The organism is Burkholderia crassaminum, assembly GCF_964265005.1.
GTDB lineage: Bacteria > Pseudomonadota > Gammaproteobacteria > Burkholderiales > Burkholderiaceae > Burkholderia.
The window spans coordinates 354,987-374,131 of the sequence record NZ_OZ183799.1; the positions used below are offsets into that span (position 1 = coordinate 354,987).

At 67.1% G+C, this 19,145-nt stretch carries 19 protein-coding genes; 16 read left to right on the forward strand and 3 right to left on the reverse strand.

The annotated features are described in order from the left end of the window. Positions 1-9 precede the first annotated feature (9 nt). Both msrP and msrQ read left to right on the forward strand, forming a co-directional pair. Complete coding sequence (gene msrP / locus ACPTTF_RS01610; RefSeq protein WP_423370073.1) at positions 10-1,005, forward strand: protein-methionine-sulfoxide reductase catalytic subunit MsrP; 996 nt, start codon at positions 10-12, stop codon at positions 1,003-1,005. A gap of 20 nt (positions 1,006-1,025) precedes the next feature. Next, the gene (gene msrQ, locus ACPTTF_RS01615; RefSeq protein ID WP_423370074.1) at positions 1,026-1,712 is read left to right on the forward strand and encodes a protein-methionine-sulfoxide reductase heme-binding subunit MsrQ; all 687 of its coding nucleotides are present in this window, start codon (positions 1,026-1,028) and stop codon (positions 1,710-1,712) included. An 80-nt stretch (positions 1,713-1,792) separates the two neighbouring features. Here msrQ and lptM read toward each other — a convergent pair whose 3' ends face one another. Further along, a complete protein-coding gene (gene lptM / locus ACPTTF_RS01620; RefSeq protein WP_166966058.1) occupies positions 1,793-2,071 on the reverse strand; it encodes an LPS translocon maturation chaperone LptM in 279 nt (92 codons plus the stop codon). 36 nt (positions 2,072-2,107) lie between these two features. On the opposite strand from lptM, the gene cyaY reads away from it, so the two are divergent. Further along, positions 2,108-2,434, forward strand: coding sequence for an iron donor protein CyaY (gene cyaY / locus ACPTTF_RS01625; RefSeq protein ID WP_166966060.1), 327 nt, complete (start codon positions 2,108-2,110; stop codon positions 2,432-2,434). Positions 2,435-2,513: 79 nt separating this feature from the next. On the opposite strand, the gene ACPTTF_RS01630 is transcribed toward cyaY, so the two are convergent. Then, a complete protein-coding gene (locus ACPTTF_RS01630; RefSeq protein ID WP_423370075.1) occupies positions 2,514-4,907 on the reverse strand; it encodes a penicillin-binding protein 1A in 2,394 nt (797 codons plus the stop codon). Between the two features lie 219 nt (positions 4,908-5,126). On the opposite strand from ACPTTF_RS01630, the gene ACPTTF_RS01635 reads away from it, so the two are divergent. The 12 genes from ACPTTF_RS01635 (at position 5,127) to ugpQ (ending at position 17,227) form a co-directional block, all read left to right on the forward strand. Next, complete coding sequence (locus tag ACPTTF_RS01635) at positions 5,127-6,053, forward strand: competence protein ComA (RefSeq protein ID WP_423370076.1); 927 nt, start codon at positions 5,127-5,129, stop codon at positions 6,051-6,053. Continuing rightward, positions 6,050-6,658 carry a fimbrial protein gene (locus ACPTTF_RS01640; RefSeq protein WP_423371836.1) on the forward strand — a complete coding sequence of 203 codons (609 nt, stop codon included), beginning with the start codon at positions 6,050-6,052 and terminating at the stop codon, positions 6,656-6,658. The genes ACPTTF_RS01635 and ACPTTF_RS01640 overlap by 4 nt, the downstream gene beginning before the upstream one ends. Next, positions 6,655-7,521, forward strand: a complete 867-nt coding sequence (locus ACPTTF_RS01645) for a pilus assembly protein (protein WP_423370077.1) — start codon at positions 6,655-6,657, stop codon at positions 7,519-7,521. Before ACPTTF_RS01640 ends, ACPTTF_RS01645 begins: the two co-directional genes overlap by 4 nt. Beyond that, positions 7,518-9,149, forward strand: a complete 1,632-nt coding sequence (locus tag ACPTTF_RS01650; protein ID WP_423370078.1) for a type IV pilus secretin PilQ — start codon at positions 7,518-7,520, stop codon at positions 9,147-9,149. The genes ACPTTF_RS01645 and ACPTTF_RS01650 overlap by 4 nt, the downstream gene beginning before the upstream one ends. Positions 9,150-9,187: 38 nt before the next feature. After that, positions 9,188-9,742, forward strand: coding sequence for a shikimate kinase AroK (aroK, locus tag ACPTTF_RS01655; protein ID WP_166966100.1), 555 nt, complete (start codon positions 9,188-9,190; stop codon positions 9,740-9,742). Further along, positions 9,739-10,818, forward strand: coding sequence for a 3-dehydroquinate synthase (aroB, locus tag ACPTTF_RS01660; protein WP_166966071.1), 1,080 nt, complete (start codon positions 9,739-9,741; stop codon positions 10,816-10,818). The genes aroK and aroB overlap by 4 nt, the downstream gene beginning before the upstream one ends. Positions 10,819-10,859: 41 nt before the next feature. Continuing rightward, a complete protein-coding gene (locus tag ACPTTF_RS01665; RefSeq protein ID WP_166966073.1) occupies positions 10,860-12,068 on the forward strand; it encodes a deoxyguanosinetriphosphate triphosphohydrolase in 1,209 nt (402 codons plus the stop codon). A gap of 90 nt (positions 12,069-12,158) precedes the next feature. Next, positions 12,159-13,493, forward strand: a complete 1,335-nt coding sequence (ugpB, locus tag ACPTTF_RS01670; protein ID WP_166966075.1) for a sn-glycerol-3-phosphate ABC transporter substrate-binding protein UgpB — start codon at positions 12,159-12,161, stop codon at positions 13,491-13,493. A gap of 96 nt (positions 13,494-13,589) precedes the next feature. Next, positions 13,590-14,474 (forward strand): sn-glycerol-3-phosphate ABC transporter permease UgpA, encoded by an 885-nt coding sequence (gene ugpA / locus ACPTTF_RS01675; protein WP_166966076.1) that lies wholly within the window; start codon positions 13,590-13,592, stop codon positions 14,472-14,474. Continuing rightward, on the forward strand, positions 14,471-15,316 hold the full coding sequence (gene ugpE / locus ACPTTF_RS01680; protein WP_166966078.1) for a sn-glycerol-3-phosphate ABC transporter permease UgpE: 846 nt from the start codon (positions 14,471-14,473) through the stop codon (positions 15,314-15,316). The genes ugpA and ugpE overlap by 4 nt, the downstream gene beginning before the upstream one ends. Before the next feature lie 32 nt (positions 15,317-15,348). Continuing rightward, entirely contained in the window at positions 15,349-16,434 is a 1,086-nt protein-coding gene (locus ACPTTF_RS01685; RefSeq protein WP_423370079.1) for a sn-glycerol-3-phosphate import ATP-binding protein UgpC, read from the forward strand. Between the two features lie 28 nt (positions 16,435-16,462). Continuing rightward, positions 16,463-17,227, forward strand: coding sequence for a glycerophosphodiester phosphodiesterase (gene ugpQ, locus ACPTTF_RS01690; protein ID WP_423370080.1), 765 nt, complete (start codon positions 16,463-16,465; stop codon positions 17,225-17,227). Between the two features lie 164 nt (positions 17,228-17,391). Here ugpQ and ACPTTF_RS01695 read toward each other — a convergent pair whose 3' ends face one another. Next, positions 17,392-18,123, reverse strand: a complete 732-nt coding sequence (locus tag ACPTTF_RS01695) for an OmpW/AlkL family protein (RefSeq protein WP_166966084.1) — start codon at positions 18,121-18,123, stop codon at positions 17,392-17,394. Between the two features lie 193 nt (positions 18,124-18,316). Here ACPTTF_RS01695 and ACPTTF_RS01700 point away from each other — a divergent pair, with 193 nt between their 5' ends. Beyond that, positions 18,317-19,030 carry a transposase gene (locus tag ACPTTF_RS01700; protein WP_006477151.1) on the forward strand — a complete coding sequence of 238 codons (714 nt, stop codon included), beginning with the start codon at positions 18,317-18,319 and terminating at the stop codon, positions 19,028-19,030. Positions 19,031-19,145: the final 115 nt, after the last annotated feature.

Here is a 19,145-nt window from a genome sequence, read left to right on the forward strand (position 1 = left end):
AGCAGCACGATGTGGATCAAACGCCCTTTGCTAAACGTACTGACCGGCGGCGATATTGCGCCAGGCGAAATTACGCCGCGCACGGTCTTCGAGAACCGGCGGCGTGTGTTACAGGCGGCCGGCGTCGCGGCGGCGGGCGGGCTGCTCGGCGGCAGCGGTGCAGCATTTGCCGCCTATGCGTCACCCGACGCGCGGGCCGCGAAGCTCGCGGCGAAAACGAACCCGAAATTCGTCGCGGCCGACAAGGTGACGCCGTTCAAGGACATCACGTCCTACAACAACTTCTACGAATTCGGCACCGACAAGAGTGACCCCGCGCAGAACGCAGGCACGCTGCGGCCGCGCCCGTGGCGCGTGAGCGTCGAGGGCGAGGTGCTGCATCCGAAGGTGTTCGATCTCGACGAACTGCTGAAGCTCGCGCCGCTCGAGGAGCGCGTGTACCGGTTGCGCTGCGTCGAGGGATGGTCGATGGTGATCCCTTGGATCGGCGTGCCGCTGTCCGAGCTGATCAAGCGGGTGCAGCCGACCGGCAACGCGAAATACGTGCAGTTCATCACGCTGGCCGATCCGTCGCAGATGCCCGGCTTGTCGACACCCGTGCTCGACTGGCCGTACTCGGAAGGGCTGAGGATGGACGAGGCGATGAATCCGCTGACACTGCTGACGATGGGCGTCTACGGGCAGGTGCTGCCGAACCAGAACGGCGCGCCGGTGCGTATCGTCGTGCCGTGGAAGTACGGCTTCAAGAGCGCGAAGTCGCTCGTGAAGATTCGCTTCGTCGACAAGCAGCCGAAGACGAGCTGGAACACGTACGCATCGAACGAGTACGGCTTTTATTCGAACGTGAACCCGAACGTTGATCATCCGCGCTGGAGCCAGGCGACCGAGCGGCGCATCGGCGAGGACGGCTTTTTCACGCCGAAGCGCAAGACGCTGATGTTCAACGGCTACGGCGATCTCGTCGCGTCGATGTATCAGGGCATGGACCTGAAGAAGAATTTCTGAGGGCGACGGTGAGAAACGACATGCCTCCTTCGACGCTGACACCCGCGCCTGCAACGGGCACTGGCCCGGCTGCACGCACCGCGCGGGCCGGCGCGGTTCGCCCTGCCGCGCCGCGCTGGCTCGCGCCGGCCAAGGTGCTGGTATTCGCCGCAGGCCTTTATCCGCTCACGCGTCTCATGCTGTTCGGCCTGACCGACCGGCTCGGCGCAAATCCGATCGAGTTCATCACGCGCTCGACGGGCCTCTGGACGCTCGTGATGCTGTGCGTGACGCTTGCCGTCACGCCGCTTAGGCGCATGACGGGGTTCGCCACGCTGCTGCGCTTTCGCCGCATGATCGGGCTGTTCGCGTTCTTCTACGCGACGCTGCACTTCACGACCTACCTGTGGTTCGACAAGTGGTTCGACGTCGTCGCGATCCTGAAGGACGTCGGCAAGCGCCCGTTCATCACGGTCGGTTTCGCCGCGTTCGTGCTGCTGATTCCGCTCGCGGCAACGTCGCCGCGCGCGATGGTGCGCCGGCTCGGCCGCCACTGGGCGACGCTGCACAGCGCGATCTACGCGATCGCACTGTTCGGCGTGCTGCACTTCTGGTGGATGCGGGCCGGCAAGCACAATCTCGCGCAGCCGAGGCTTTATGCGGCAATCGTCGCCGCGCTGCTCGGCTGGCGGCTGGTTGCATGGGGATGGCGGCGCGTGCGCGTGTGACGGCGCAGCCAAATAAACAAAAGGCGATGACCGGGAAGTCATCGCCTTGTTTCGCGAGCCCGTGCCGGGGCGGCGCGTCGTTACTTCGCGACGGCCGGGCTCGACGCCGGTGCGGGCGTGGCGGATGCCCCGCTCGACAATTCGGGCGACAGCATGAGCGGCGTGCCGGACGAATCGGGCACACTGTCGGACGACGCGTTTTCATCGGTCGGCGTCACGTCCGACGGCGGCGTGTCCTGCTGCTGGAGTGGCTTGGGCAACGGAGGCACGGTGGGCAGATAGAGCGCGCCGCTTTGACCGCAGCCGGCAAGAATCGCCAAAGCCGCTACAATCGCGCTCATCCGGAAAACGACTCGCATGATCGTCCCTGAACAATTGAACCGATAGAGTTTAGCATGTCCGATACCGAATACCTGACCCGTGCCGAGGCCGTGCTGGTGGCCGTCGAGCGTACCGTCGACGACGCCAACGACGGCGATCACGACATCGATCTGGAGCGCAACGGCAGCGTCCTGACGCTGACGTTCGAGAACGGCTCGAAGATCATCGTCAACCTGCAGCCGCCGATGAAGGAAGTGTGGATCGCCGCGAAGGCGGGCGGTTTCCACTACCGATTCATCGACGGTGCATGGCGCGATACGCGCACCGGCACCGAGTTTTTCTCGGCGCTCACCGAATACGCGACGCAGCAGGCCGGCCTGCCGATCACGTTCAGCGCGTGACGATCGGGGCCCGGCCCCGACGCGTGATCCAAAGAAAAAGCGCCCCAGCGGGGCGCTTTTTTCGTGTCCGGGGCGATGGTCAGTGCGCCTGGAACAGGTTCATGATGTCCTGCTTTTCCTGCTCGTCGACGTGTGGCACGGTTGCGTCGACGTTCTGCGCGGCCGGCGCCTGCGGCACGCCGACCGTCGACACGAAGCCGTGACCCGGCGCGAACTCGGTGAAGTACAGCTCGCCGCCGAGTGATTCGACGCCGTCCGGCACTGTCGGCTTGAACTCCGGCACGCCCTTCAGCGCGGCGCCCATGTAGTCGATCCAGACGGGCAGCGACAGGCCGCCGCCCGTTTCCCGATCGCCGAGGCTGCGCGGATTGTCGTAGCCGATCCACGCGATCGCGGCGAGCGTGTGCTGGTAGCCGGCGAACCATGCGTCGTGCGAGTCGTTCGTCGTGCCGGTCTTGCCCGCAAGGTCGGTGCGCTTCAGCACGTTGGTCCGTGCGCCCGTGCCGCGCTGCGCGACGCTCTGCAGCAGGCTGTTCATCACGTACGCGTTGCGCGCGTCGATGGCGCGCGGCGCATTCTGTTCGGCGACGAGCGGCTGCGCGCGCACGACGATCGCGCCGTTCGGATCGGTGACTTCCGCGATCAGGTACGGATTGACGCGGTAGCCGCCGTTCGCGAATACCGAGTACGCGCCCGCCATCTGCAGCGGCGTGACCTGGCCCGCGCCGAGTGCCATCGGCAGGTAGGCAGGATGGCGTTCGGCGTCGAAACCGAAGCGCGTGATGTACTGCTGCGCGTACTTCGTGCCGATGTGGTTCAGGATCCGGATCGACACGAGGTTGCGCGAACGCTGCAGCGCGGTGCGCATCGACATCGGGCCTTCAAAGCCGCCACCGTAGTTCTTCGGCTCCCACGGCTGGCCGCCCGTTTCGGCCGCGCTGAAATACAGCGGGCCGTCGTTGATCACGGTTGCCGGCCCGAGGCCCTTGTCGAGCGACGCCGAATAGATGAACGGCTTGAACGACGAGCCCGGCTGCCGCCACGCCTGCGTGACGTGGTTGAACTTGTTCTTGTTGTAGTCGAAGCCGCCAACGAGCGAGCGGATCGCGCCGTCCTGCGGAATGATCGAGAGGAACGCCCCCTCGACCTGCGGCAACTGCGTGATCGACCATTTGCCGGTGTCGTTCTTCACGACGCGGACGATCGCGCCCGGGCGGATGCGGCGATTCGGCTGCGCATTGGCCGACAGTGCGCCCGACGCGAAGCGCAGGTTGTCGCCTTCGATCGTCGCATTGCTGCCGTCGATGAACGCAACCGTGATCTGGCGCGGGTTTGCGGCCGTGACGACCGCGGCAATCAGCTCGCCGTTGTCGGGGTGTTCGAGCAGCGCATCGTCGATCGCCTGTTCGCGGTCGTCGGCACCGGCCGGCAGCTCGATGAAGCCTTCCGGCCCCCGATAGCCGTGCCGGCGTTCGTAATCCATGATGCCCTTGCGCAGCGCGGTATACGCGACCTGCTGGTCCGCGGAGTCGATCGTCGTGACGACGTTGAAGCCGCGCGTGTAGGTTTCCTCACGGTACTGCGCGTACATCATTTGTCGGACCATTTCCGCGACGTACTCGGCGTGCACGCTGAAATCGCGGCCCGGACCCTTGACGACGAGCGGCTGTGCGACGGCCTCGTCGTATTGCTCGCGCGAGATGAAGTTCAGCTCGAGCATCCGTTGCAGGATGTATTCCTGGCGCACCTTCGCGCGCTTCGGATTCACGACCGGGTTGTACGCGGACGGCGCCTTCGGCAGCCCGGCGAGCATCGCCGCTTCGGAGAGCGTGATGTCCTTGAGGTCCTTGCCGAAGTAGACCCGCGCGGCGCTCGCGAAGCCGTACGCGCGCTGGCCGAGATAGATCTGATTCATGTAGACCTCGAGAATCTGATCCTTCGTCAGCGCACGCTCGATCCGGTACGCGAGCAGCATCTCGTAGATCTTGCGCGTGTAGGTCTTCTCGCTCGACAGGAAGAAGTTGCGCGCGACCTGCATCGTGATCGTGCTCGCGCCCTGCGACGCATGGCCGTTCGTCAGCGCGACGAAGCCGGCGCGGACGATGCCGGTGAGGTCGACCCCGCCGTGATCGTAGAACCGCGCGTCCTCGATCGCGAGGATCGCCTTCTTCAGCGAGTCGGGCACGTCCTTGAAATGGACGACGTCGCGGCGCTCTTCGCCGAATTCACCGATCAGCACGTGATCGGACGTATAGATGCGCAGCGGCACCTTCGGGCGATAGTCGGTCAGCGCGTCGAGCGACGGCATGTTCGGCCACGCGACGACGAGCGCGTAGCCGAGCACGAGGCCGCCGGCCACGACGAGCGCCACGCACATCGTGGCGAATCCGAGCAGGACTTTTTGCCACCAGGGCCGCTTCTTCGGCTCCGGGGCAGGAGGCGGGGACGTAGGAGTCGTGGATTGCATAGGCATACCGGAAAACAGTCCCGCGATTATAGCTGCCCGGTAAGACCGGTCCTGACGCGGGAGCCGCCCGCCGTGAAGCAGTGGGCCGGCGTACCTCCAGCATAGCCCGCGCACGGCCGCCGCGAGCGGATGCTGGCCGTTAGGCCGACTGTCGGCAATACGCGCGGCTTTGCAGAATCAGTCTCGGAAACGCGGCGTGGGCCGCGACGATATCGGGAGGCTGGGATGGCGGGACGATGGGGAGCGCGGTTTGCGCAAGGCGGGTACCGGTCGACGGGAATCGACGTCGGTGCGGACGAGGTGAGGGTGGTCGTGCTGAGCCGGCGCGGCCGGAGCGCCGAGGTGTGCGTCGAGGGGCTGGAGCGGGAACCGGTCGGGTTGGCGGGCGGGCCGGAGGATGCGCGTTGGGCGGCGGTCGCGCGTGCGCTGGCCGCGGCCGTGTCGAGGCTGTCGGCGGCCGACGTGCGGTGCGACGCGCGCGGCGTGATGGCGTTGCCCGATGACGAGATGCGCACCGCGACGCTGGACCTGGCCGGGCGGGCCGACATCGAGGACGCCGCGCGGCAGGCGGCCGAACGCATCTCGGGGCTGGCGCCGGACAGTCTCGCGTTCGACTGGCGGCAGGATGGCCGCGCGGCGTCAGGCGAGATCGAGGTGGCCGCGGCTCCGCTGGCGCTGCTCGAACGGCGAGTCGACGTGGCCGCCCAGGCCGGTGTCGATCTGACGGTGGTCGACGGCGAATCGGCTGCAGCGCTGCGTGCGTTGCGCTATGCCGCGCAATTCGAACTCGACACGCAGGAGGGCCCCTACGCGGCGCTCTGGTTCCATGACTCTGGCGTGCACGGCTGGCGAATCGACGGCCCGTTGGCCGCACCGGTGCTGACGCTGTCCGGCGCCGAGCCGGGAGCGTTTTCCGATGCATTGCGCCGGAGCGCGCTCGGGGCCGTGTGTTGCGTCCTCGTGGCCGGCGACGAGCGGTGTATCGCCCGCTTCGATACGTCCGTCGCCGAGATTGGCGATCTGGTCGGCGCGGTTGCGGTGTCGTTCGACTGCACGGGCTGGAGCGGGCAACCGAGCCTGCCCGCCGGCATGCCGGGCGGCCCGGCATGGGCTGTCGCATTCGGGCTGGCCTTGCGCGGGGTGTGGGAATGACGGCCTGTCGTATAGAGCTGCGCGGCTTCAACCTGTTGCCGTACCGGGAGCGGCTGGCGCAGGCGCTGCGACGTCGCCGGATCGCGCAGTGCGGTGCGGCGATTCTGTTCGGTGTGCTCGGCGCAGGCCTGTGGACGGGCGTCGCCACCGGGGCGCGGTGGCGTGTGGATGCGGAGCGCGCAATAGTGGAGGCGCGGCTGCGACAGTTGCAGCCGCAGGTCGGCGCCGCGACGCGAGCCGCCAATGCAGCGGCCGTCGTCGCGCAGCGTGACGCGCAGGCGGCCGTGAGTGCGTTGCCTTACCGGCACGTCGCAGCGCTGCTGGCGACCCTGGCGCAGGTGCGCGATGGCACCGTTCGGCTCGACGCGCTGCGCACGACATCGGCCGGTGCCGTGCTCGATGCCCGCGCGGCGAGCTATCGGGCGGCCGCGCGATGGCTCGCGGGGATGGCGCGCGAGCAGCGTGGCTGGCGAATCGATATCGATGCGTTGAAGCCGGCCCCGGATGCTCCGGTCTCTACGGGCGGGATGCCGTTCCGGTTCTCGGTCCAGTTGCGCTGGCACGACGCGATGCCGTCCCGGAAAGCGTCGGGAGGTGGCGCATGACGGCGCTCGCGCATCGGCACGCACCGCGTGGCGACGGATGGCGGCGCGGCGTGCGGCGCGTGTCGCCGGCGGCTGCACACATCGCGGGCTGCATGCTCGCGTTCGCGGCCGTGCTGGCTGGCGGCATTCATCTGGCGAATGCCGTCGACTGGAGCGGGCTCGCGCACAGCCGCACATTGCTGGCAGCGGCGCAGCAGCGAGAGGCCGACGCGCAGCGTGTCCTGGCAGCCGCTGCACGGCAGCGCGACGGGCATCCGGCGGCGGCAGCCGGCGACCCCGTGTCGCGTGCGCCGGAATGGGCCGCGTTGATGCTGGAACTGGCTGATCGCGCCGCGTCGAGCGGGCTGCGCGGCGTATCGATCGAGCCGCTGCGCGCCGATGGCGCGATGCCGGACGGCCGGCGCACGGTGCGTATCGTCGCCGATGGCGGGTTTCGTGCGTTGCTGCAGATGGTCGGCTGGCTGGCGCGATTCCCGGTGTTGGCGGTGCCGACCGCGCTGCGTGTCGAACGAGGAAGGGAGGCCGCGCGCGTGGAGATGTCGGTCGACGTGTTTCCGGGATTACCGGCGACAACGTCTAAGGGCGGGGAGACGCCGGTTCTGGCCGACGCGCCCGGCGCCGATCCGTTCGGCGAGGCCGGCTCGTCTGAAGTGCAGGGGGCGGCTGCCCGCCTGGCCGGCACGATCCGCGACGGGCGTGCCGGTCTCGCGCTGTTCGATGACGGTGACGGCGCGTTCACGGCCGTGGTGCCCGGCGAAGCCCTCGGGGCCGCACGGGTGGTGCGAGTCGATCCCGTCGCGGTGATGCTCGCGACGGCGGATGGCGCGTACCGAGTCACCCTGGACGACGGGAGGCGGCCATGACGAAGCATGGATGTCGGGCACTCGCCGTCTGGGCCGGATTGACGGCGGCCGGCGCAAGCGCCTCGTTGCCGCCGCTGCCGGCCGTCTGGCCTGCCGCATCGATGGAGATGCCGGTGCCGGGCCTGCCGTTGCCCCAAGGCACGCTGGACGGTGCGGATCACACCGTCTCGGCGGAGGCCGGCCCGCCGCCGTTCGACCAGGCAGCTCGCACGGGGCTTCAGGTGGAGGCCGCCGCCCCGGCACCCGCGCTGGAGGGGCCGCCGATCCCGTTGGCGCCGCCGGCCCGGATGGGCGACGCCGCGGCACGGCAACCGGGCGATGCGGACGACGCACGGCGGATCTCGCTGAATCTGCAGGGAGCAGGGCTCGCCGCCGCGTTCGACGCGTTCGCGCGGTTCACCGGACTCAACATCGTTGTCGGCGAGCAGGTGCGCGGCACCGTCACGTTACGTCTGAACAATGTCCGCTGGCGCGATGCCTTCGATACGCTGCTCGACACGCACGGGCTCGCGATGTCCCGGCGGGGTAACGTGATATGGGTCACGCCGGCGTCCGAGCTGGCCGCGCGCGAACGCGAGCGCTTCGAAATGCACGCGCGGGCCGCCGATCTGGAGCCGCTTGCGAGCCGGACGTTCGCACTGCACTACCCGCGCGCGCAGGACGTGCAACGGTTGCTGGCCGGCGCGACCGGCCAGCGCCTGCTGTCGAAGCGCGGCGCCGCGGCCGCGGATCCGCGCACGAACCTGCTGTTCGTCACCGATCTCGCGCCGCGTCTCGACCAGATCGCGAGCCTGATCGATGCGATCGACCGGCCGTCGCGGCAGGTCCGGATCGAGGCCCGCATCGTCGAGGGCGAGCAGGGTTTTTCGCGCAATCTCGGCGCACGCGTCGCGCTGCGGGCACAGGCGCGGCCGCCTGCGGGCGAGAGCGCCACGTTCGCGGCCGGCGCGCGCAACGCGCTCGACCTTGCTGCGCGGCCGCTCGGCGGCTTCGAGGCGGCGACTGCCGGCTTCACGCTGTTTGCCGCGCCGCTCAGCCGTGTGCTCGACGTCGAACTGAGCGCGCTCGAGGCGCAAGGGCGGGGCCAGATCGTTTCGAGTCCGCGCGTGGTGACCGCAGATCGCGTCAAGGCCATCGTCGAACAGGGGTCGGAGCTGCCGTACCAGGCGAAGGTCGGCAATGGCGTGAGCGGCGTGCAGTTCCGCCGTGCGACGCTCAAGCTCGAGGTCGAGCCGCAGATCACGCCGGACGGGCGCGTCGTGCTCGACCTGGACGTGACGAAGGACAGCATCGGCGAGCCGACGGCGGCCGGCCCGGCGATTCATACGAAGCACGTACAGACGCGCGTCGAGGTCGAGAACGGCGGGACGGTCGCGATCGGCGGGATCTATGAGCAACTGAACCGGAACGATGTGACGCGCGTGCCGCTCTTGGGCAAAATACCGATTCTGGGCGCGCTTTTCCGGCACCGCGCGCAACGCGACCAGCGCAGCGAACTGGTCGTCTTCATCACGCCGACCGTCGTCGATGCGCGCTGCGATGCACGCGGCGCGAGCAGTGCGGAAGCCGAAAAAACGGGGCCGGAAGCCGCCGGCGCAGGCTCGACAAGGCAGCCGCTTTGCCAGTAAGCTGCGCCACACCAGCAAGATTCAAGCAGAGGAAGCCGTTGCAAGCGCGGGACCCACATGCAAACGTATTTTTCGTCGGCCTTATGGGAGCGGGTAAGACCACCGTGGGCCGTGCAGTCGCGCGTCGTCTCGACAGGACGTTCTTCGACTCCGACCACGAAATCGAAGCCCGCACGGGCGCGCGCATTCCGGTGATCTTCGAGATGGAAGGCGAGGCCGGGTTTCGCGATCGTGAAACGCAGGTGATCGCCGATCTCACGCAGCGCGAGAACATCGTGCTCGCGACGGGCGGCGGCGCGGTGCTCCGCCAGGAAAATCGCGACTGCCTGAAAAGCAGCGGCATCGTCATCTACCTGCGCGCCAACCCGCACGATCTGTGGCTGCGCACGCGCAAGGACAAGAACCGCCCGCTGCTGCAGACCGAGGATCCGAAGGGGCGTCTCGAAGCGCTGTACGAAGCGCGCGACCCGTTGTACCGCGAATGCGCGGATTTCGTCATCGAGACCGGCCGCCCGTCGGTCAATGGTCTCGTCAACATGGTGCTGATGCAACTCGAACTGGCGGGCGTCATCGCCAAGCCGCTACAAGCATGATTACTGTCAACGTCGACCTGGGCGATCGCGCCTATCCGATTCACATTGGCGCCGGCCTGATCGGCCGCGCCGAGCTGTTCGCGCCTCACATCAAGGGGTCGTCCGTCACGATCGTCACTAACACGACGGTCGATCCGCTCTACGGCGACGCGCTGCGCGCGACGCTCGCGCCGCTCGGCAAGCGCGTATCGACGGTCGTGCTGCCGGATGGCGAGGCGTACAAGAACTGGGAAACGCTGAACCTGATCTTCGATGGCCTGCTGACCGAGCGCGCCGACCGCAAGACGACGCTCGTCGCGCTCGGCGGCGGCGTGATCGGCGACATGACGGGCTTTGCGGCCGCATGTTACATGCGCGGCGTGCCGTTCATCCAGGTGCCGACCACGTTGCTGTCGCAGGTCGACTCGTCGGTCGGCGGCAAGACGGGCATCAACCACCCGCTCGGCAAGAACATGATCGGCGCGTTCTACCAGCCGCAGGCCGTGATCGCGGACATCGGCGCGCTGACGACCCTGCCTGACCGGGAACTGGCGGCAGGCGTCGCCGAGATCATCAAGACCGGCGTGATCGTCGATGCGGAATTCTTCGACTGGATCGAGGCGAACGTCGGCGCGCTGAACCGTCGCGACCCGGTTGCGCTCACGCACGCGGTGAAGCGCTCGTGCGAGATCAAGGCGAGCGTGGTGGCGGCCGACGAACGCGAAGGCGGCCTGCGCGCGATCCTGAACTTCGGCCACACATTCGGTCATGCGATCGAGGCCGGGCTCGGTTATGGCGAGTGGCTGCACGGCGAGGCGGTCGGCTGCGGGATGGTGATGGCGGGCGACCTGTCGGTGCGGCTCGGCCTGCTCGACGAAGCGTCGCGCCAGCGCCTCGATGCAGTGATTTCGGCCGCGCACCTGCCGACCCGCGGGCCCGCGCTCGGCGACGCGCGCTACATGGACCTGATGCGTGTCGACAAGAAGGCGGAGGCGGGCGAGATCAAGTTCATCCTGCTGAAGCGATTCGGCGATACCTTGATCACGCAGGCGCCCGACGAAGCCGTGTTCGCTACACTGGCACAGACAACCCGCTAACGGCGGCCCGGATGCCCCGGCGCCCCTGACATGGAGGAGACGTGAGCGAGACATCCAGCAGCACACTGCCCGAAGCCGGCCGCGTATCCGCTGCGCCGGTGGCCGAGCCGCCGACACTGGCGGCGCTGGAAGCCCATCTCGCTCCGTATGCCGCACACGCGTCGCAGTCGCGCGGCCGCCGCCATCCGGAAACACCGCCGGCGGCGCGCACCGAATTCCAGCGCGACCGCGACCGCATCGTCCATTCGACCGCATTTCGCCGGCTCGAATACAAGACGCAAGTGTTCGTCAATCATGAAGGCGACCTGTTCCGCACGCGTCTCACGCACAGCCTCGAAGTCGCGCAGATCGCACGCTCGGTCGCGCGCAACCTGCGCCTGAACGAGGATCTCGTCGAGGCGATCTCGCTCGCGCACGATCTCGGCCATACGCCGTTCGGCCATGCCGGGCAGGACGCGCTGAATGCCTGCATGCGCGAGCATGGCGGCTTCGAGCACAACCTGCAGAGCCTGGCGGTCGTCGACGAGCTCGAGGAGCACTACGGCGCGTTCAACGGGCTGAACCTGTGCTTCGAGACACGCGAAGGCATCCTGAAGCACTGCTCGCGCGAGAATGCGCGCAAGCTCGGCGCGCTTGGCGAGCGCTTCCTGCAGGGCCGCCAGCCGTCGCTCGAAGCGCAGCTTGCAAACATCGCGGACGAGATCGCGTACAACAACCACGACGTCGACGACGGCCTGCGTTCCGGCCTGATCACGATCGAACAGCTCGCGGAAGTCGAGCTGTGGCAGCGCCACTACGAGGCCGCGCTCGCCGAATTCCCGCAACTCGACGGCCGCCGTCTCGTGCACGAGACGGTGCGCCGCATCATCAACACGCTGATCGTCGACCTGATCGACGAGACGACGCGCAATCTCGCGCGCGTCGCGCCCGCGTCGCTCGACGACGTGCGCGCCGCGCCGCCGCTCGTGTCGCACAGCGAATCTGTTGCCGCCCAGGCGGCCGCCCTCAAGCGTTTCCTCTTCAAGAACCTCTATCGCCACTACAAGGTGATGCGCATGGCGAGCAAGGCGCAGCGTGTCGTCACCGGGCTCTTCGATGCGTTCATCGACGATCCGCGCCTGCTGCCGCCGCCGTACCAGTCCGACGACGCCGCGCAGCAGCCGCGCCTCGTCGCGCACTACATCGCCGGCATGACCGACCGCTTCGCGCTGAAGGAGTATCAGCGCCTGTTCGTCATCAGCGACAACTGACTGTCACAAACGATCACTAGACTTCGCCGGTTCAATGGCGACGGGAATGTTGCACACGCTGTTGGTAACGTTTTCATAGGAGAGAGGTCGATGAAGAAGAAGCCTGCGGGGACCATGGTGCGTTCGATCGCGCTCGGCGGCGCGCTGTTGTTCGGCGTGCAGCACGCGGCGCTCGCCGCGACGGAAATTCAGTTCTGGCATGCGATGGAGTCCGCGCTCGGCGAGCGGGTTAACGCGATCGCCGACCAGTTCAATGCGTCGCAGAGCGACTACAAGATCGTGCCGGTCTTCAAGGGCACTTACGACCAGGCGCTCGCGGCGGGCATCGCCGCGTATCGCAGCGGCAACGCGCCGGCGATCCTCCAGGTGTACGAAGTCGGCACGGCCACGATGATTCAGGCGAAGAAGGCCGTCGTGCCCGTCTACGACGTGTTCAAGCAGGCCGGCGTGCCGCTCGACGAGAAGGCGTTCGTGCCGACCATCTCGAGCTACTACAGCGACGCGAAGACGGGCCATCTCGTGTCGATGCCGTTCAACAGTTCGACGCCGGTGCTGTACTACAACAAGGACGCGTTCAAGAAGGCCGGGCTCGATCCGAACCAGCCGCCGAAGACGTGGGCCGACGTGCAGGCCGATGCCGAGAAGCTGCGCAAGTCGGGGATGGCATGCGGCTTCACGACCGGCTGGCAGGGCTGGATCCAGCTCGAGAACTACAGCGCCTGGCACGGGCTGCCGTTCGCGAGCCGCAACAACGGCTTCGACGGTACGGATGCGGTGCTCGAATTCAACAAGCCGCAGCAGATCGCGCACATCTCGTTCCTGCAGCAGATGGCGAAGGACGGCACGTTCACGTACGCGGGGCGCAAGGATGAAGCGTCGGCGAAGTTCTACAGCGGCGACTGCGGGATCATGACGACGTCGTCGGGCGCGCTCGCGAACGTGCAGAAGTTCGCGAAGTTCAGCTATGGCACGGGCATGATGCCGTACGACGCGAACGTGAAGGGCGCGCCGCAGAACGCGATCATCGGCGGCGCGAGCCTGTGGGTGCTGGCCGGCAAGGATCCGGCGACCTACAAGGGCGTCGCGAAATTCCTCGCGTACCTGGCCTCGCCGGCCGTTGCCGCGAAGTGGCACCAGGACACGGGCTACCTGCCGGTTACTACTGCCGCATACGACCTCACGCGCCAACAGGGCTTCTATGCGAAGAACCCGAGCGCCGAAACCGCGATCAAGCAGATGCTGAACAAGCCGCCGCTGCCGTACACGAAGGGGCTGCGCCTGGGCAACATGCCGCAGATCCGCACGGTGGTCGACGAGGAGTTCGAACAGGTCTGGGCGCAGAAGAAGTCGCCGAAGGACGCGCTCGATTCCGCGGCTTCGCGCGGCGACGAACTGCTGCGCCGCTTCGAAAAGTCGGGCGGCTGATCCCGCATCGCTTCGCGCCGCCGGTCGCGCCGCGCTCGTGCGCGTGCCGGCCGGCGGCGCGGTTTCCTTTCCGTTGCGCCTGACCGGATATCCGCGATGCAATCCCGTTCCCGTTTCGGTACGAGCCTAGTGCCGTACCTGCTGATTGCGCCGCAGCTCGCGATCACCGCCGTGTTCTTCCTGTGGCCGGCCGGCGTCGCGCTGTGGCAGTCGACCCAGATGCAGGACGCGTTCGGCACGTCGAGCGAATTCGTCGGCTTCGCGAACTTCACGCACCTGTTCGCCGATCCGCTGTATCTCGATTCGTTTCGCACGACACTCGTGTTCAGTTCGCTCGTCACGGTGAGCGGGCTCGTCGTGTCGCTGGTTCTCGCCGCGTGCGCCGATCGCGTGATCCGCGGCGCGCGTGTGTACCGCACGCTGCTGATCTGGCCGTACGCGGTCGCCCCGACGATCGCCGCCGTGCTGTGGGCGTTCCTGTTCAATCCGAGTATCGGCCTGATTACCTATGCGCTCGCGAAGAGCGGCATCGTGTGGAACCACGCGCTGAACGGCGGCCAGGCGATGTTCCTCGTCGTGCTGGCATCGGTGTGGAAGCAGGTGAGCTACAACTTCCTGTTCTTCTACGCGGGCCTGCAGGCGATCCCGCGCTCGCTGATCGAGGCGGCGTCGATCGATGGCGCCGGGCCGGTGCGGCGCTTCTTCAACATCGTGCTGCCGCTGCTGTCGCCCACCAGTTTCTTCCTGCTGGTGGTGAACCTCGTCTACGCGTTCTTCGACACGTTCCCGGTGATCGACGCGGCCACCGGCGGCGGCCCGGCGCAGAGCACGAAGACGCTGATCTACAAGATCTTCGCGGAAGGCTTCCAGGGGCTCGACATCGGCAGCTCGGGCGCGCAGTCGGTCGTGCTGATGATCGTCGTCGTCGGGCTCACGGTGATCCAGTTCCGCTTCGTCGAACGCAGGGTGCAATACGCATGATCGAAAATCGCAAGGGTTTCGACCTGTTCTGCCACGCGGTGCTGATCGCGGGCGTCGTGCTGATCGTGTTTCCCGTCTACGTCGCGTTCTGCGCGGCGACGATGAACGCGCAGGAAGTGTTCACGGTGCCGCTGTCGCTTGTGCCGAGCACGCACCTGTTCGAGAACATCGCGTACATCTGGGGGCACGGCAGCGGCGGCACGACGGCGCCGTTCGGCCGCCTGCTCGTGAACAGTTTCGCGATGGCGCTCGGCATCGCGGTCGGCAAGATCGCGGTGTCGATCCTGTCCGCGTACGCGATCGTCTATTTCCGCTTCCCGTTCCGCAACACCGCGTTCTGGCTGATCTTCGTCACGCTGATGCTGCCGGTCGAGGTGCGGATCTTCCCGACCGTGCAGGTCGTGTCGACGCTGCACCTGACGAACACCTATGCGGGGCTCACGCTGCCGCTGATCGCATCGGCGACCGCGACGTTCCTGTTCCGCCAGTTCTTCATGACGCTGCCCGACGAACTGATGGACGCCGCGCGCATCGACGGCGCGGGGCCGCTGCGGTTCTTCTGGGACGTCGTGCTGCCGCTGTCGAAGACGAGCATCGCGGCGCTGTTCGTGATCACGTTCATCTACGGCTGGAACCAGTATCTGTGGCCGATCCTGATCACGACGGAGGCATCGCTGTCGACGGCGGTGGTGGGCATCAAGACGATGATCGCGAGCGGCGACGCCGCAACCGAATGGCAATACGTGATGGCGGCGACGCTGCTGGGGATGATCCCGCCGCTCGTCGTCGTGCTGGCGATGCAGCGCTGGTTCGTGCGCGGCCTCGTCGATTCCGAGAAATAAATGACGGACGGCAACCGGGAGAAAGACCAAGTATGGCTGCGCTGAGCTTGAAGGGCGTCAGGAAATCCTACGACGGCAAGCAGCACGTGCTGCATGGCATCGACGTGGAGATCGCCGACGGCGAATTCATCGTGCTGGTCGGCCCGTCGGGCTGCGGCAAGTCGACGTTGCTGCGGATGATCGCAGGGCTCGAGACGGTGACGGACGGCGAGATCGCGATCGGCGAGCGCGTCGTCAACACGCTGGAGCCGAAGGATCGCGACATCGCGATGGTGTTCCAGAACTATGCGCTGTATCCGCACATGACGGTTGCGCAGAACATGGGCTATGGGCTGAAGATCCGCGGGATCGAGCGCGCGACGATCGATTCGCGAGTGGCCGCGGCCGCGAAGATCCTCGAACTCGAACCGCTGCTCGCGCGGCGCCCGCGCGAGCTGTCGGGCGGCCAGCGGCAGCGCGTCGCGATGGGGCGCGCGATCGTGCGCGAGCCGTCGGTGTTCCTGTTCGACGAACCGTTGTCGAACCTCGACGCGAAACTGCGCGTGCAGATGCGGCTCGAGATCCAGCGGCTGCATGCGCGGCTCGCGACGACGAGCGTTTACGTGACGCACGACCAGATCGAGGCGATGACGCTCGCGCAGCGCGTGATCGTGATGAACCGCGGCTACGCGGAGCAGATCGGCGCGCCGGTCGACGTGTACGAGAAGCCGGCAACGGTGTTCGTCGCGGGCTTCATCGGCTCGCCGGCGATGAACCTGATGCACGGCCGGCTGTCGGAAGACGGCGCGACCTTCGCGGTCGCGGGCGGCGGCCCCGCGCTGCCGGTTGCCGGCGCGCCCGGGATCGGTGCGGAGATCGCCACCGGGCGCGACTGGGTGCTCGGCGTGCGTCCCGAACACATGACGCCGCAGCCGGGCGTCGCGCAGGCGACGCTGCCGGTCGACTCGTGCGAGCTGCTCGGTGCGGACAATCTCGCGCACGGCCGCTGGGGCAATCACGACGTCGCGGTGCGCCTGCCGCATGCGGACCGTCCCGCGCGCGGCACGGCGCTGGCGGCCGCACTGCCCGCGCACCGGCTGCATTTCTTCGATCCCGAGACCGGCAGGCGTGCCGGCTGAACCTGCTGCACCTGCCGAGAGACCGACGATGACAACCCGTACCGACTGGCCCTATCCGCGCGTCGTCGCCCATCGCGGCGGCGGCACGCTCGCGCCGGAGAACACGCTCGCCGCGCTCGACGAGGGCGCGCGCCGTGGCCACCGGATGGTCGAATTCGACGCGAAGCTGTCGGCCGACGACGTGACGTTCCTGTTGCACGACGACACGGTCGACCGGACGTCGAACGGTCACGGGCCGGCGGCGGGCATGCGGTATGCGGCGCTGGCCGCGCTCGACGCGGGCACGTGGCGCGACGCGCGCTTCGCGGGTGAGCGGATGCCGACGCTCGAGGCGGCGGCGGCGCGCTGCATCGCGCACGGCCTGGCTGCCAACGTCGAGATCAAGCCGTGCCCGGGGCGCGAGCGCGAGACCGGGCAGCGCGTGGCGGCCGACGCGGCCGCGTATTGGCGCGATGCCGCGGTCGCGCCGCTCCTGTCGTCGTTCTCGTTCGACGCGCTGCAACAGGCGCGCGCGACCACGCCGGCGCTGCCGCGCGGGATGCTCTACGAGACCGTTCCGGACGACTGGCATGCGCAGGTCGTCGGCGCGCTCGATTGCGTATCGTTGCATGCCGACCACAAACGGCTCGACGAGCCGCTCGTGCGCGCGATCAAGGCGGCCGGGCTGCGCATCCTGGTGTACACGGTCAACGATCTCGACCGGGCGCGCGAACTCGTGCGCTGGGGTGTCGACGCGGTCTGCACGGACCGGATCGACCTGATCGGCCCCGACGCGCTGAACGATATCGCGTAGCGCGCGGGTCCCGCGCGACCGTGGGTGCGGGAAGACCCTGAGACAAAAAAACGACGCCCCGGCGGGAATTCGCCGGGGCGTTTTGCATCGTGGAGACGTTACGTCTGGAAAAATCCGCTACAAATTGCAGCAGGATTAACCATTCCCCAAATATTCGACTACGCTTAGAAGCGGTAGCCGACGTTCAGGTACGTGACGATCGGGTTCAGCGAGATGTGGGCCTTCGACGTTTCCGTCAGCGTACCGACCGGCGTCCGGCGTGCCGTCGTGAAGGTCGCGGTCACGCTGACCGGGATGTACGACATCGAGAAGCCGGCGAACCAGTGTTTCGTGAAGTTGTACGTGAAGCCGGCGTTGAACACGGGCGCCCACTGGTTGCTGGTCTGCGCACTGGTCGGGCCGCCGAGCACGCCGTTCTCGAACGCGCTGTTCGTGATCTTCGCGCCGGTGAACCAGATATACGTCGCGCCAACGCCGACATACGGACGGAACTTCGCGTTGGCGTCGTTGAAGTAGTACTTGAGGAGGAGCGCGGGGCTCCACTGGTACGCGCGGCCAAGCGTACCAAAATTCGAGAACTGGCCCTTGCCGGTGATGTCGAACTTCGGCGGAATGCCGGCGATGAACTCGGTGGCGATGTGGTCGGTCACGAAGTAACCGGTCGCCAGTGCGAGCGTGTCGGCGTCGCTGATGCCGGCGCCCGTGTTGGGAACCGATTGGTTGATGGGCGTGCCGCCGACGCCGTAGAGGAACAGCGGGTCGCTGCTGTCCTGCGGCGCAAGGTGCAGCCAGCCGGTGCTGACGTAGAAATCACCTGCGGATTGTGCATGTGCCGTACCGCCCGCGAATGTGAATGCGAGCGCTGCGGCCCCCGTAATGGCCAGTTTTCGTTTCATTGTGTCTCCTCCGATCAAAGGCGTGCTCATTATGACGACTGCGTTTAAAACCAAACAAGCTCGTAAGTTAGAGTTTTCTCCCTAGGATTCGTACGACCGTACGCTTTCGCGCCCCGCGGGGACAGGCATTCTACGCAGGTGCGCATTTTCGGACCTCCGGGTATTTCCTAACGCGTTCAAACGGACATTCAGCATGGCACGGTTAGCACGACTCTACGTTCCCGACCAGCCGCAGCACGTGATACTGCGCGGCCTGGATCAGCAACCCGCGTTCGTCGACGACCAGGACTACGAACTCTTCATCGATTGCCTGAAGGCCGCCGCACGCGATCATCACCTGTCGGTGCACGCCTATGTGCTGCTGCCGCGCCAGGTGCAACTGCTCGTGACGCCGAGCGACGAAGCAAGCTTGCCGAAAGCGATGCAGGCTGTCGGCCGCCGCTACGTCGCGCATTTCAACCGGCGCTATTCGCGGCGCGGCACCCTATGGGAAGGCCGCTATCGCGCGACCGTGATCGAAGGCGAGCGCTATTTCCTGCTCGCGAGCCGCGTGGTCGAGATGAGCCCGGTGCGCGCGCAGCTGGTCGCGACGCCAGAGGCCTATCGCTGGTCGAGCTACCGGCACCACGTCGGCCTCACCGTCGACAGCCTGATCACCGACCATCCGCTCTACTGGGCGCTCGGCAATACGCCGTTCGACCGCCAGCGCGCTTACAAGGAGCTGTGCGAGCAGCCGCTCGACGAGCGGCAGGCCGACCAGTTGCAGCAGGCGACGTTGAAGGGCTGGGTGCTCGGCGGCGAGAATTATCGCGAGTGGGCGGCGCGCACGGCGAACCGGCGTGTGTCGCCGCTGCCGCGCGGACGCCCCAGAAAGGTGCGTGAAAATACGCCGCCGATCCAGCAGTAATGCCGGAACGGCGGTTCGGGAGGCGGCGCTGCGGGCGCCGCTTCTTTTTGCACCAAAACGATACGGCCCCAATAAAACAGCACCAGATCGAGGCATCCGTTTAATTGGGGTTCGA